General features: G+C 65.1%; 13 protein-coding genes. 12 read left to right on the top strand and 1 reads right to left on the bottom strand.

The window, feature by feature from the left end; all coding sequences use genetic code 11:
* Positions 1-4 precede the first annotated feature (4 nt).
* The 9 genes from dxr (at position 5) to lpxB (ending at position 9355) form a co-directional block, all read left to right on the top strand.
* Positions 5-1195 (top strand): 1-deoxy-D-xylulose-5-phosphate reductoisomerase, encoded by a 1191-nt coding sequence (dxr, locus tag KM031_RS02600; RefSeq protein ID WP_215503010.1) that lies wholly within the window; start codon positions 5-7, stop codon positions 1193-1195.
* A gap of 42 nt (positions 1196-1237) precedes the next feature.
* Positions 1238-2575, top strand: coding sequence for an RIP metalloprotease RseP (gene rseP / locus KM031_RS02595; RefSeq protein ID WP_215503009.1), 1338 nt, complete (start codon positions 1238-1240; stop codon positions 2573-2575).
* An 84-nt stretch (positions 2576-2659) separates the two neighbouring features.
* Positions 2660-2800, top strand: coding sequence for a hypothetical protein (locus KM031_RS02590; RefSeq protein ID WP_215503008.1), 141 nt, complete (start codon positions 2660-2662; stop codon positions 2798-2800).
* 200 nt (positions 2801-3000) lie between these two features.
* Positions 3001-5382, top strand: coding sequence for an outer membrane protein assembly factor BamA (bamA, locus tag KM031_RS02585; protein ID WP_371879021.1), 2382 nt, complete (start codon positions 3001-3003; stop codon positions 5380-5382).
* A 2-nt stretch (positions 5383-5384) separates the two neighbouring features.
* Complete coding sequence (locus KM031_RS02580) at positions 5385-6083, top strand: OmpH/Skp family outer membrane protein (RefSeq protein ID WP_215503006.1); 699 nt, start codon at positions 5385-5387, stop codon at positions 6081-6083.
* Between the two features lie 46 nt (positions 6084-6129).
* A complete protein-coding gene (gene fabZ / locus KM031_RS02575; RefSeq protein ID WP_215503005.1) occupies positions 6130-6597 on the top strand; it encodes a 3-hydroxyacyl-ACP dehydratase FabZ in 468 nt (155 codons plus the stop codon).
* Positions 6598-6600: 3 nt separating this feature from the next.
* Complete coding sequence (gene lpxA, locus KM031_RS02570; protein ID WP_215503004.1) at positions 6601-7395, top strand: acyl-ACP--UDP-N-acetylglucosamine O-acyltransferase; 795 nt, start codon at positions 6601-6603, stop codon at positions 7393-7395.
* Positions 7392-8222, top strand: a complete 831-nt coding sequence (locus KM031_RS02565; RefSeq protein WP_215503003.1) for an LpxI family protein — start codon at positions 7392-7394, stop codon at positions 8220-8222. Before lpxA ends, KM031_RS02565 begins: the two co-directional genes overlap by 4 nt.
* Positions 8219-9355, top strand: coding sequence for a lipid-A-disaccharide synthase (gene lpxB, locus KM031_RS02560; protein WP_215503002.1), 1137 nt, complete (start codon positions 8219-8221; stop codon positions 9353-9355). The genes KM031_RS02565 and lpxB overlap by 4 nt, the downstream gene beginning before the upstream one ends.
* A 15-nt stretch (positions 9356-9370) precedes the next feature.
* On the opposite strand, the gene mnmA is transcribed toward lpxB, so the two are convergent.
* On the bottom strand, positions 9371-10507 hold the full coding sequence (mnmA, locus tag KM031_RS02555; protein WP_215503001.1) for a tRNA 2-thiouridine(34) synthase MnmA: 1137 nt from the start codon (positions 10505-10507) through the stop codon (positions 9371-9373).
* 137 nt (positions 10508-10644) lie between these two features.
* Here mnmA and sciP point away from each other — a divergent pair, with 137 nt between their 5' ends.
* The 3 genes from sciP (at position 10645) to ligA (ending at position 13907) form a co-directional block, all read left to right on the top strand.
* Complete coding sequence (sciP, locus tag KM031_RS02550) at positions 10645-10923, top strand: CtrA inhibitor SciP (RefSeq protein WP_215503907.1); 279 nt, start codon at positions 10645-10647, stop codon at positions 10921-10923.
* Between the two features lie 95 nt (positions 10924-11018).
* Entirely contained in the window at positions 11019-11732 is a 714-nt protein-coding gene (gene ctrA / locus KM031_RS02545; RefSeq protein WP_215503000.1) for a response regulator transcription factor CtrA, read from the top strand.
* Positions 11733-11792: 60 nt separating this feature from the next.
* Positions 11793-13907 carry an NAD-dependent DNA ligase LigA gene (gene ligA, locus KM031_RS02540; protein WP_215502999.1) on the top strand — a complete coding sequence of 705 codons (2115 nt, stop codon included), beginning with the start codon at positions 11793-11795 and terminating at the stop codon, positions 13905-13907.

The raw sequence follows: 13907 nt of genomic DNA, 5'->3' as shown, positions 1-13907 counted from the left end.
TCCGATGCGGCGCATTTCGATGTTCGGGGCCACCGGCTCCATCGGGGAAAGCACCTTTGACCTGCTGATGCGGCAGGGCGGGGCGGCGGCGTTCCACACCGTCGCGCTGACGGGCGGGCGCAATGTGGCGCGGCTGGCCGAGATGGCCCGCGCCCTGCGCGCCGAGGTGGCGGTGACGGCTTATGACGATTGCCTGCCGGATCTGCGCACGGCGCTGGCGGGCAGCGGTATCGCTGCCATCGCAGGCCCGCAGGCGCTGCTGGAGGCAGCGGACCGGCCTGCCGACTGGATCATGTCGGCCATCGTGGGCGCGGCGGGGCTGGCCCCCGGCTTTCACGCATTGCGCCATGGCACGACGCTGGCACTGGCAAACAAGGAAAGCCTTGTGACCGCAGGCCCGCTGCTGATGGCCGAGGCGGCGCGGCATGGCGCGCGCATCCTGCCGGTGGACAGCGAACATTCGGCGATCTTTCAGGCGCTGGTGGGCGAGGATATTGCGGCGGTCGAACGTATCGTGCTGACCGCCTCGGGCGGGGCGCTGCGCGACTGGCCGCTGGACCGTCTGGCGCGGGCCACGGTGGCCGAGGCGCTGGCGCATCCGAACTGGGCGATGGGGCAGCGCATCACCATCGATTCGGCCTCGATGTTCAACAAGGCGCTGGAGGTGATCGAGACGCGCGAATATTTCGGCGTCGCGCCTGACCAGATCGAGGTCATCATCCATCCCGAAAGCCTGATCCATTCGATGGTCGGCTATCGGGACGGCGCGATGATGGCGCATCTGGGCGCGGCAGACATGCGCCATGCCATCGGTTATGCGCTGAACTGGCCCGAACGTGCCGATCTGCCGGTGGCGCGGCTGGATTTCGCGGCGCTGGGGCAATTGACCTTCCGCGCCCCCGACGAGGCCCGCTATCCTGCCCTGCGTCTTGCGCGCGAGGTGATGGCGACGCGCGGTCTGGCCGGGGCCGCGTTCAATGCAGCCAAGGAAATTGCTCTCGATCATTTCATTGGCGGCGGCATCGGCTTTGCCGATATGGCTGCGGTGGTGGATGCGACACTTGCCGCGCTTTCGCACCGCAATAGCCTTGGAAATGCCCCCATGGGTCTTGAGGATGTGCTGGCGATGGACCATCTCGCACGGCAAGAGGCGGGGATTGCGGCGCGGGCGATTGGCACGCGTCGGGCTGGCTGAGGCCGGACCGCATTTGGGTTTGACGGACAAAAGGTAGAACACTTGGATATTATCGGTCTGATCCCGTCATTCGGGAACCTCGCGCTGACGATTGTGGCCTTTGTGGCGGCATTGTCGATCATCGTCGCGGTGCATGAATACGGTCATTACATCGTGGGCCGCTGGTCCGGGATCCATGCCGAAGTGTTCAGCCTTGGCTTCGGCCCGGTGATCTGGAGCCGGGTGGACAAGCGCGGCACCCGCTGGCAGCTGGCGGCCTTGCCCTTTGGCGGTTATGTGAAATTTCTGGGCGACAGCAACGCCGCGTCGGGCAAGGATGGCGAGGCGATTGCCGCGCTGAGCGCGGACGAACAGCGCCATACCATGCACGGCGCGCCGCTCTGGGCGCGGGCGGCGACGGTGGCCGCCGGGCCGATGTTCAACTTTGCGCTGTCGATTCTGGTGTTTGCCGGATTCTACTGGGTGAACGGCATTGCGACCGATCTGCCGGTGGTGGGGCAGGTGAAGGATATGCCCTTTGCCGAACAGGAACTGCTGCCGGGCGACCGTATCACCGCCGTCGATGGTACGGCCACCCCGGATCTGGAAAGCTTTCTGCGCGTAAGCAACGCGCTGCCGCCGGCACCACGCACCTCTTACAGTGTGGACCGCGACGCACAGGCGCTGACCGTGACCGGCCCCTATCCCTTCCCGCCGCTGGTCGACAGCGTGCAGCCGATGACCGCCGCCGCCGACGCCGGTATGCAGGCGGGCGATTATATCCTCGCGCTCAATGGTCAGCCGGTGCAAAGCTTTGGCCAGATGCGCGAGATCGTGGGCGCCTCGGGTGGCGAGACGGTCACCCTGACGGTGAAGCGCAATGGCGAGACCTTCGATCTGCCGCTTACCCCCAAGCGCATGGACCTGCCGAAAGCCGAAGGCGGCTTTGAAACCCGCTGGCTGATCGGCCTGTCGGGCGGGCTGTTCTTCGTGCCCGAAACCCGCAGCGCAGGCCCGATGGAAGGGATCTGGCTGGGCGTGCAGCAGGTCGGCTATGTGGCCAGCACCAGCCTGTCGGGCCTGTGGCACATGATCACCGGGGCGATTTCGTCCTGCAACCTGCAGGGGCCGCTGGGCATTGCCGAAACCTCGGGCGCGGCGGCGTCGCAGGGGGTGGTGAGCTTTGTGTGGTTCATCGCCATGCTGTCCACCGCCGTCGGGCTGATGAACCTGTTCCCGGTGCCGGTGCTGGATGGCGGTCATCTGGTGTTTCACGCCTGGGAAGCGGTGACGGGCAAACCGCCGTCGGACCGCGCCCTGCGCCTGCTGATGACCGGCGGGCTGGCGCTGTTGCTGACGCTGATGGTGTTTGCGCTGTCGAACGATCTGTTCTGCCCTTAAGGCCATGGTGGGGCCGCGGCCCCGCCAAAATCATGCCATATTCGCCTCTTATTCACGCATACGCGCTGTGCAAGGAATATGGATATGCAAACGGTGATGAACGGCTATCGCGGTCTTTCTTTTCTGGTTGGCCTGAACTGGGATTGGCTCATCACGCTGGGCACGATTGCCGCAGGGCTGTTTGCCGGGGCGTTTCTGGGCACGCAGATCCTGCCGCAATACTGAACCCGGCGCAAAGCCCGTGATCTTGAAGGGCTGCTTCGGCAGCCCTTTTGCATGCGGCAAGACAGCACTTGTGGCACGCGTGCATCCACCCCCAAAGGCTAGCGCCCGAGCCTTTTGACAAGCTCCGCCAATCCCGCTAGTCAGGTGCAAAGCAAATGCATTGGGTGGGGTAAGCCATGGATCAGGCACAGCGCGCAGTTATGGCGCAGGGCAAGCGCAAGGCGCGCCTCATGCGCAGCGCGGCGGTCACGGTTTTCCTTGTGTCTGCAAGCCTTTCGGTGCCGGTTCTGATGCAGGCCGAAGCGCAGGGCTATAGCCTGTCGCAAGTGTCGATCGAAGGAAATCAGCGCGTCGATGCCGCGACCATCCTGCAATTGGCAGGAATCAAGCAGGGCGCTGCCATCTCGGGCGCGCAGCTGAACGACGCATATCAGGGGTTGCAGAACTCGGGTCTGTTTGAAGAGATCGCCATCCAGCCGCAGGGCGCGCGCCTGCTGATCCGGGTCAAGGAATACCCGATGATCAACGTCGTGTCCTTCGAGGGCAACAAGCGTATCAAGGATGATGCGCTGGGGCAGGTGGTGCAATCCAAATCCCGCCGCGCCTATTCGCCCGCCATGGCCGAGGCCGATGCCGCCTCGATTGCCGAAGGGTATCGCGCGCAGGGCCGCATGGCGGCCACCGTCACGCCCAAGATCATCCGCCGGTCGGACAATCGCGTCGATCTGGTGTTCGAGATCACCGAGGGCAAGGCGGTCGAGATCGAACGTCTGGGCTTTGTCGGCAACCGCGCGTTCAGCGACCGCCGTCTGCGGCAGGTGCTGGAAACCAAACAGGCCGGACTGCTGCGCACCTTCATCCGCTCGGACACGCTGCAACCGGAACGGCTGGAGCTGGACAAGCAACTGCTGCGCGATTTCTACCTGTCGCGCGGCTTCGTCGATTTTCAGGTGCTGAACGCCGCCGCCGAAGTCTCGCGTGAGCGGGATGGCGTGTTCGTCACCTTCACGGTGCAAGAGGGGCAGAGCTTCAACTTCGGTCAGATCACCGCGGTGAGCGAGATCGAAGGCCTGGACGCCGCCGAATATGAGGCGGCGCTGCGCGTCCGCACCGGCGGGGTCTATTCGCCTGCCGTGGTGGAAAACAACATCGCGCGTCTGGAAAATCTGGCGCTGCAAAAGGGCCTGACCTTCGTCACCATCGAGCCGCGCGTGACCCGCAACGAACGCACCCGCACGCTGGACATCCAGTTCACGCTGGTGCGCGGCCAGAAGGTGTTCGTGGAGCGGATCGACATCGAAGGCAATACCACGACGCTGGATCAGGTGGTGCGCCGCCAGTTCCGCACGGTGGAGGGCGACCCCTTCAACCCGCGTGAAATCCGCCAGTCCGCCGAACGCATCCGCGCGCTTGGCTATTTTGCCGATGCGCGGGTGGAGGCAGAGCCGGGCACCTCGCCCGATCAGGTCGTGGTCAATGTCGATGTGGAGGAGGCGCCGACCGGCTCGCTGTCCTTCGGGGCCAGCTATGGCGTCTCGTCGGGTGTGGGCTTCAACATCGGGCTGACCGAGACCAACTTCCTGGGCCGGGGCCAGACCGTCGGGGTGAACGTCTCGACCGGGACCGACAATACCAGCAGCTCGATCACCTTCATCGAACCGGCCTTTCTGGGCCGTGATCTGAAGTTCAAGTTCAACGCCTATTACAACGAAACCGACAATCAGAACGCGAGCTATGACACGCGGATGATCGGCATCGTGCCCGCCATCGAATTCCCGGTGAGCGAGAACGGGCGGCTGGAGCTGCGCTATTTCGCCAAACAATCCAAGCTGTCGAACATGACGCTGGCCGAGGACAACAATGGCGATGGCGACATTCTGGACACCGATCTGGAGGTGAACCCGGATGTTGACGGCTCGTCGCCGATCCTGTTCCGCGATGCTGCGCGTGAGGGCCTGTTCTCGTCGGGGGTGGGGGCGACCTACAGCTATGACACCCGCGTGACCGGCCTGAACCCGAAGGGCGGCGTGCTGCTGCGCTTTGGTCTGGATTATGCCGGTCTTGGTGGCGACATCGAAAGCGTTGCGCTAAGCGCGCTGGCGCTGGCCGAAACCAAGGTCTGGAACGAAGAGGTCACGCTGCGCGCGGTGTTTGAAGGCGGCGCGCTGAATATGCTGAACGATGAAAACAGCCGCGTGACCGACCGCTTCTTCGGCAATGGCAAGATCCGCGGGTTCGAGCCGTCGGGGCTGGGTCCGCGCGATCTGGTGACGGATGACGCGCTCGGGGGCAACCTGTTCGCCGCCGCCCGGTTCGAAGCCGATTTCCCGCTGGGCCTGCCCGAGGAATATGGCATCAGCGGCGGCCTGTTCGCCGATTTCGGCTCGGTCTGGAGCCTGAATGACACCGCTGGCCTGAACAATGTGGTGGATGATGATTTCCACCTGCGCTCCTCGGTTGGTTTCTCGCTGTTCTGGACGACGCCCATCGGCCCGCTGCGCTTCAACTTTGCCAAGGCGATGTCGAAGCAGGATTACGACAAGGAACAGGTCTTTGACCTGACGATTTCGACCAAGTTCTGATCATGCCGTGGGGGCGGGGTCAGGCCGGTCTGTTCGGGGCGGCAATGGGTCTGGCACTGCTGGCAGGCCATATGGCGGCCGCGCAAGAGGTTGCGCCGCCGCCACGCCCTGCGCGGCCGGATGCCGCTGCGCCGGTTGTCGAAACACCACCAGCGCAGGCCGTGCAACCAGCCGCCTCTGCGCCTCGGTTCCTGAGCCAGCTTGCCACCGTGCAGCAGGATCAATTGTTTGCCCGCACGCTCTATGGTCGCGCGGTTCAGGCCCGCACCGAAGAGGCCAGCCGCGCGCTGCAAGAGGAAAACCGCCGCATCGAAGCGGATCTGGAGGCCGAAGAGCGCGGCCTGACCACCCGCCGTGCCACGCTGCCTGCCGATCAGTTCCGCGCGCTGGCCGATGCCTTTGATGTGAAGGTGGAAGGCATCCGTGACGCGCAAGAGGCCAAGGGCCGCGCTCTGGCGCGTCAGGCCGAGGAAAACCGGCAGCGGTTCTTCCAGACCGCCGTGCCGGTGCTGGCCGAACTGATGTCGGATATCGGCGCGGTGGCGCTGCTTGACAAGTCCAACATCATCCTGTCGCTGGATGCGATCGACATTACCGACCGCGCCGTCACGCGCATTGATGCCGTTCTGGGTGATGGCAGCTCGCTGCCCGCGCCCGCACCTGCCCCCGCAGCGCCGGTCGATCCGGCTGCCGCGCCCTGACTGTTTGTTGCCCGCGTCTGCGCGCGCGGCCTTCTAGGAGACCCTGATGACCGAAACCGCCGCCCAGCCGCTGTCTGCCGATATTGCGCTGATCCAGCGCATCATCCCGCATCGTTACCCGTTCCTTCTGGTGGACAAGGTGCGCGATATTGTCATCAACGAGTCCTGCGTCGGCATCAAATGCGTCACGATGAACGAGCCGCAGTTCACCGGCCATTTCCCGGAAATGCCGGTGTTTCCGGGCGTGATGATCATCGAGGCGATGGCACAGACCAGCGGCATCCTTGTCGGCCTGTCGATGGATCTGGTCGACAAGAATGCCAAGGTGTTTTTCATGGGCGTCGACGGGGTGAAGTTCCGCCGCAAGGTGGTGCCGGGCGATGTGCTGGAACTGCATGTCAAGGCGCTGCGCGGTGGCGGCAAGGTGTGGAAGTTCGAGGGCCGGGCGATGGTCGAGGGCGAGCTGGCCTGCGAGGCGACCTTCACCGCCATGTTCGATCTGCCGAAGGCCTGAGCGATGATTTCCGCCGAGGCCCGCATTCACCCCGCTGCCGTTGTTGAACCGGGCGCGCAGATCGCCGCCGGGGTCGAGATCGGCCCCTTTGCCGTGGTCGGCCCCGAGGTACGGCTGGCCGAAGGGGTGGTGGTGAAACCGCATGCCATCGTCACCGGCTGGACCGATGTGGGCGCGGGCACGGTGATCTTTCCGGGGGCCTGTGTCGGCGAAGTGCCGCAGGATCTGAAGTTCCGGGGCGAACGCACGCGGCTGGTGATCGGCGCGCGCTGCAAGATCCGCGAAGGTGCCACGCTGAACACCGGCACCGAGGGCGGCGGCGGGCTGACGCAGATCGGCGATGATTGCCTGCTGATGACCGGCGCACATGTCGGCCATGATGCCCGGCTGGGCGACCGGGTGATCCTGGCCAATCAGGCGGCGATTGCGGGCCATTGCCAGATTGGCGATGACGTGATCGTGGGCGGTCTGTCCGGCGTGCATCAATGGGTGCGGGTCGGGCGGGGGGCGATCATTGGCGCGGTGACCATGGTGACCAATGATGTGGTGCCCTATGGCCTCGTGCAGGGGCCGCGCGGCGTGCTGGACGGGCTGAACCTTGTCGGGCTGAAACGGCGCGGGGTAGAGCGGTCGGAGATCACCGCCCTGCGCGCCGCCTATCAGATGCTGGCACAGGGCGAGGGCAGTTTTCTGGACCGCGCCCGCCGTCTGGCCGATGAGACCGACAGCCAGCATGTGCGCGAGATGACCGATTTCATCCTCGGGGCCTCTGACCGCAGTTTCCTGACGCCGAAATGAGCGCGAAAACCGCCATCATCGCTGGGGCCGGGCGTCTGCCTGCCACCCTTGCCGCCGCGCTGGATCAGCCGCTGATCTGCGCCTTGGAGGGCTTTGCCCCCGAAGGGCTGGCCGTCGACATGACCTTCCGGGTGGAACGGCTGATGCCGTTTCTGCGCGCGCTGGAGGATGCCGGGGTGGATCGTGTGGTCTTTGCCGGGGCAGTCAGCCGCCCGCGCCTTGACCCGGCGCTGTTCGATGCGGCCACGGCGCAGATGGTGCCGCGTCTGCTGGCCGCGATGCAGGCGGGCGATGATGCGACGCTGCGCGAGGTGATTGCGCTGTTTGCCGAGGCGGGCTTTGCGATTGCCGGGGTGGCCGATCTTGCGCCCGATCTGGTGCCGGGGCCGGGTGTGCTGGCGGGGCAGCCCACGGCCGCCGATCAGCGCGACGCGGCGCGCGCTGAGGCCATCGTGGCGGCGCTGGGGGCGGTGGATGTCGGGCAGGGGGCCGTGGTGGCGCAGGGGCTGTGCCTTGCGGTCGAGGCGCTGCCGGGCACCGATGCCATGCTGGACTGGGTGGCGGTCACTGCGCGCCGCCCTGATCCAACGGGCGCGAAGGGAGTTTTCTACAAGGCCCCCAAACCCGGTCAGGATCGCCGGATCGACTTGCCGGCGTTGGGGCTTGCGACAGTGCACCGCGCCCATGCCGCCGGGCTGGCGGGCATTGCCTTCGAGGCGGGCGGGGTGATCCTGCTCGACCGTGCCGAGATGCAGGCCGAGGCCGCGCGGTTGGGCCTGTTCCTCTGGGCCCGTGACCCGCAGGCTGATCCGCAGGCCAGGGCATGAAGCTGTTCCTGATCGCCGGGGAACCTTCGGGCGACCGGCTGGGGGCGGCGCTGATGGCCGGGCTGAAGCTGCTGCTGCCCGAGGTGCGCTTTGCCGGGGTCGGCGGCCCGCTGATGCAGGCCGAAGGGCTGGACAGCCTGTTCCCGATGGAGGATCTGGCGGTGATGGGCATCGCCGAGGTGCTGCCGAAATACCGCTTTCTCAAACGCCGGATCCGCGAGGCGGCGGCGGCGGCGCTGGCCGCCGATCCGGTGGCGCTGATCACCATTGACAGCCCGGATTTCTGCCTGCGGGTGGCGCGGCAGATCAAGGCGGCCCGCCCCGGCCTGCGCACCATCCATTATGTCGCGCCCTCGGTCTGGGCCTGGCGTCCGGGCCGGGCGGCGAAGATGGCCGAAGTGATTGATCATGTTCTGGCGCTGCTGCCGTTCGAGCCGCCCTATATGACCGCCGCAGGCATGAGTTGCGATTTCGTCGGGCATCCGGTGGTGGCAGAGCCGCTGGCAACGCCCGAAGAGCGCGGTCTGATGACGGGGCAAGGGCCGCTGATCCTCGCCTTGCCGGGGTCGCGCAGGGGCGAGGTGAGCCGCCTTGCGCCGGTGATCGGTGCTGTGCTGGCGCAGATCCGGCAGGCGCATCCTGAGGCGCGTGTGGTGCTGCCCACGGTGCGGGGCGTGGCCGCTCTGGTGCGTGATCTGACTGCCGACTGGCCGATTGCGCCGCAGATCGTGACCGATGCCGCGCAAAAGCGCGCGGCCTTTGCCTCTGCCGATGTGGCGATTGCCGCTTCGGGCACGGTCAGTCTGGAACTGGCCGCCAATGCCTGCCCGATGGTGATTGCCTACAAGCTGCACCCGATCAGCTTCTGGCTGATGAAACGCGCGGCGCTGATAGATACGGTCACGCTCGTCAACCTCGTGTCCGAAAGCCGCAGCGTGCCGGAGTTTCTGGGCCCGGCCTGCCAGCCCGGCCCGATTGCCGACGCCCTGCTGGCGCTGCTGTCCGATGGACCCGAGCGCGCGGCGCAACAGGCGGCGATGCGGCTGACCATGCAGCGACTGGGGCAGGGCGGCGCGCCACCCGGATTACGCGCGGCGCAGTCGGTTCTGGCGGCGCTGGCAGGCTCTGCCTGACCGCCGACCACCGGCTCAGCGCCCGCGCCAGATCCAGCCGCCGCCGAGGATGCGCGAGCCTTCGGGCGCATAGAACACACAGGCTTGCCCGGCGCTGACCCCGTCTTCCGGGCTCAGCAGCTCCACTTCGGCCTCGGTTGCCGACAGCGGGCGGATCACCGCAGGCCGGGGCGGGCGGGTGGAGCGGACCTTGACGTTCACATGCCATTCGCTCTGGCTGGCAAAGGGCACATCGCCCAGCCAGTTGATCTCGCGCACGGGGATCACGCGGGTCGACAGCGCCTCTTTCGGGCCGACCACGACGCGGCGGGTATCCGGGTCAAGCCGCACCACATAGACCGGATCGCCCAGGCCACCGATGCCCAGACCCTTGCGCTGGCCAATGGTGTAATGGATCACGCCGCGATGGTTACCCAGCACGCGGCCCTCCATATCGACGATCTCGCCCGGTTCCGCCGCACCGGGGCGCAGCTTTTCGATCACCGCCGCGTAATTGCCGTTGGGCACAAAGCAGATGTCCTGACTGTCGGGTTTGTCGGCCACCGGCAGGCCATATCTGGCCGCCAGCGCCCGGGTTTCCGCCTTGGAGGGCAGATGCCCCAGCGGGAAGCGCAGGTAGGACAATTGCTCGGGCGTGGTGGAAAACAGGAAATAGCTTTGATCGCGGTTGGCATCCGCCGCACAATGCAGCTCTGGCCCGCTGTCGCCCATCCTGCGCTGGATGTAATGGCCCGTCGCCATGCAATCGGCCTCAAGCTCTTTTGCGGTGGCCAGCAGATCCTTGAACTTCACCCGTTCATTGCAGCGGATGCAAGGCACCGGCGTCGCCCCGGCCAGATAGGCATCTGCAAATTCGTCGATCACCGCCTCGCGGAAGGTGTTTTCGTAGTCCAGCACGTAATGCGGAAAGCCCATGGTTTCGGCCACGCGGCGCGCATCGTGAATGTCACGCCCGGCGCAGCAGGCCCCTTTTTTGGCCAGCGCCGCCCCGTGATCATAAAGCTGGAGTGTGACCCCCACCACGTCGTATCCTTCTTCGGCCAGCTGCGCCGCCACGACCGAACTGTCGACGCCGCCCGACATGGCGACCACGACGCGCGTTTGCGACGGAGGTTTGGCAAAGCCCAGCGAATTGAGCGGATGGTCGAGCATGACATGTCCTAGGGGGAAGGGCGCACTGGCCAGATGTCTCGCAATATAGGAAAATGCTCTGTACTCTCAACCCCGCGTTTCACGACTGCTTAAGCCTGATTGCGGAGACTGTGCCCATGCAAGAGGGGGTCAAGGTGATGTATCTCAAACGAGTGGATGGTCCGCGGCAGGTAACCCTGCCGGATGGCAGCATTTTATCCCGGGCTGACCTGCCTCCCGCCGACACGACACGCTGGGTTGCGTCGCGCAAGGCGGTGGTGGTGAAGGCGGTGATCCATGGTTTGATCAGCGAAAAAGACGCGCTGGAACGCTATGGCCTGTCCGAGGAAGAGTTCGCACTCTGGCGCGCTGCGGTTGAAAAACACGGTGAAAAAGCACTGAAAGTGACGGCAATTCAGAAGTACAGACAACTTTAGATTGTTTTCCTGACCGAACCTGCCAGAGTAACCTGTAGTTAACCATTGCCCCCCAGTATCATTAATGACGTTGGCGCTGGAGCGGAGAAGACAATATGCGCATTCTTCTGGTGGAGGATGACCCCACGACATCGCGCAGTATCGAACTGATGCTGACACATGCAAACCTCAATGTTTACTGCACGGACCTTGGGGAAGACGGCATTGATCTGGCCAAGCTCTATGACTACGACCTGATCCTGCTCGACCTCAATCTGCCGGACATGAGCGGGCATGAAGTGCTGCGCCAGTTGCGTCTGGCCCGCATCGAAACGCCGATTCTGATTCTCTCCGGGGCGGATGATACCGACAGCAAGCTGAAGGGCTTCGGCTTCGGGGCCGATGATTACATGACCAAACCCTTCCATCGCGAAGAACTGGTCGCGCGCATTCATGCCATCATCCGCCGCTCCAAGGGCCATGCGCAATCGGTGATCCGCACCGGGCGTGTCTGCGTCAATCTGGATGCGAAAACCGTGGATGTGGATGGCAAGACCGTGCATCTGACCGGCAAGGAATATCAGATGCTGGAACTGCTGAGCCTGCGCAAGGGCACGACGCTGACCAAAGAGATGTTCCTGAACCATCTCTATGGCGGCATGGATGAACCCGAGTTGAAGATCATCGACGTGTTCATCTGCAAACTGCGCAAGAAACTGGCCGAAGCCACCGGCGGGCAGAATTACATCGAAACCGTCTGGGGCCGGGGTTATGTGCTGCGCGATCCCTCGCCGGTCGATCTTGATCGTCGATTTGCCATGGGTGCCTGAACGGCGGCTTTACCTCCTCGGCTGCCTCTCCTACATCTGGGGGCAGCGGTGGAGGTGAAGATGCCGGACATGAAGCCCGTGGAAACGCTGACGCAGGCCGAAGCGCGCGCCGAACTGGCACGCCTTGCCCTGCTGATTGCTGCGGCGAATATGGCCTATCACACCCAGGATACGCCCGAGATCAGCGATGCGGATTATGACGCGCTGAAACAGCGCAATGCGGCGATTGAGGCGCGCTTTCCCGGCCTGAAACGGCCGGACAGCCCCAGCGACCAGATCGGGGCGGCCCCGGCCGATGGCTTTGGCAAGGTGCGCCATGACGTGCGCATGCTCAGCCTTGAAAACGCCTTTCAGGTGGAGGATGTGGCGGATTTCGAGGATCGGATCCGCAAATACCTCGGCCATGAAGGCCCGCTGACCTTCACGGCGGAACCGAAGATTGACGGGCTCTCGCTCAGCCTGCGTTATGAGGGCGGGCATCTGGTGCAGGCGGCCACGCGCGGCGATGGCGAAACCGGCGAGAATGTCACCGAAAACGCCCGCACCATTGCGGATATTCCGCACACCGTGATCGGCGCGCCCGAGGTGCTTGAGGTGCGGGGCGAGGTTTATATGAGCCATGCCGATTTCGCGGCCCTGAACCAGCGCCAGCAGGCGGCGGGCGAGAAAAGCTTCGCCAACCCGCGCAATGCCGCCGCCGGATCCCTGCGCCAGCTGGATGCCCGCATCACCGCCGCCCGCCCGCTGCGGTTCTTTGCCTATAGCTGGGGGGCGCTGTCGGAACCGCTGGCCGAAACGCAGGCCGAGGCGATTGCCCGGCTCGCGAAACTGGGGTTTCAGATCAACCCGCTGACCCGGCTGTGCCACAGCCCCGAAGAGCTGCTGGCGCAATATCGCAGCATCGAGGCACAGCGCGCGACCTTGGGCTATGACATCGACGGCGTGGTCTACAAGGTGAACGACCTCGGCCTGCAACGGCGCCTCGGCTTCCGCTCGTCCACGCCCCGCTGGGCCATCGCGCATAAATTCCCTGCCGAACTGGCCTGGACGCGGCTGGAGGCGATCGACATTCAGGTGGGCCGCACCGGCGCGCTCAGCCCGGTGGCGCGGCTGAAACCCGTCACCGTGGGCGGTGTCGTGGTGTCGAACGCCACGCTGCACAACGAGGATTACATCGCCGGGCGCGATTCGCGTGGCCAAGTGATCCGCGACGGCAAGGACATCCGCATTGGCGACTGGGTGCAGGTCTACCGCGCCGGAGATGTGATCCCGAAACTGGCGGATGTGGATCTGTCGCAGCGCGACCCCGCCGCGCAAGCCTATGTTTTTCCAACGGTGTGCCCGGAGTGTGGCTCTGACGCGATCCGCGAGGAGGGCGATGCCGTGCGCCGCTGCTCCGGCGGGCTGATCTGCCCGGCGCAGGCGGTGGAGCGGTTGAAGCATTTCGTCAGCCGCAATGCCTTTGACATCGAAGGGCTGGGGGCAAAGCAGATCGAGGCCTTCTACAAAGATGGCTGGATCACCCGGCCCGCCGATATCTTCACGCTGGAAGAGCGGTTTGGCAGCGGCTTGCAGCAGGTGAAAAACCGCGAAGGCTGGGGCGCGAAATCGGCGGACAACCTGTTCGCGGCCATCCGCGACAAACGGCAGATCCCGCTCAACCGGCTGATCTTCGCGCTGGGGATCCGCCATGTCGGCGAAACCTCCGCCAGTTTGCTCGCCACGCATTACGGCAATTGGGCGGCATTCGAGGCGGCAATGGCGGCGGCGACCCCCGGTGAAGGCCCAGAATGGGCGGAACTGACCGCCATCGACGGCGTGGGCGCGGTTCTGGCAGGCTCTTTGGTGACGGCCTTCCACCATCCGGCGGAACGCGCGGCGATTGATGCGCTGGTGGCGCATCTTTCGGTGCAGGACGTGCAGCGCCGCGCGCCGGTCGACAGCGCGGTGGCGGGCAAGACGCTGGTGTTCACGGGCACGCTGGAAAAAATGAGCCGGGCCGAGGCCAAGGCGCGCGCCGAGGCTCTGGGGGCCAAGGTGGCCGGAACTGTCAGCGCCAAGACCGATCTGGTGATCGCCGGGCCGGGTGCCGGATCGAAGGCCAAACAGGCCGCGGCGCTGGGGGTGCAGATCATCGACGAAGAGGCGTGGATCACCCTTGCCGGGCAGGCGTGA

Origin of the sequence: Gemmobacter fulvus (genome assembly GCF_018798885.1) — a bacterium.
In the GTDB taxonomy this organism is placed as follows: domain Bacteria; phylum Pseudomonadota; class Alphaproteobacteria; order Rhodobacterales; family Rhodobacteraceae; genus Gemmobacter; species Gemmobacter fulvus.
The sequence above is the reverse complement of the archived record's forward strand: the minus strand, read 5'-3'. Positions and strand labels throughout refer to the sequence as shown.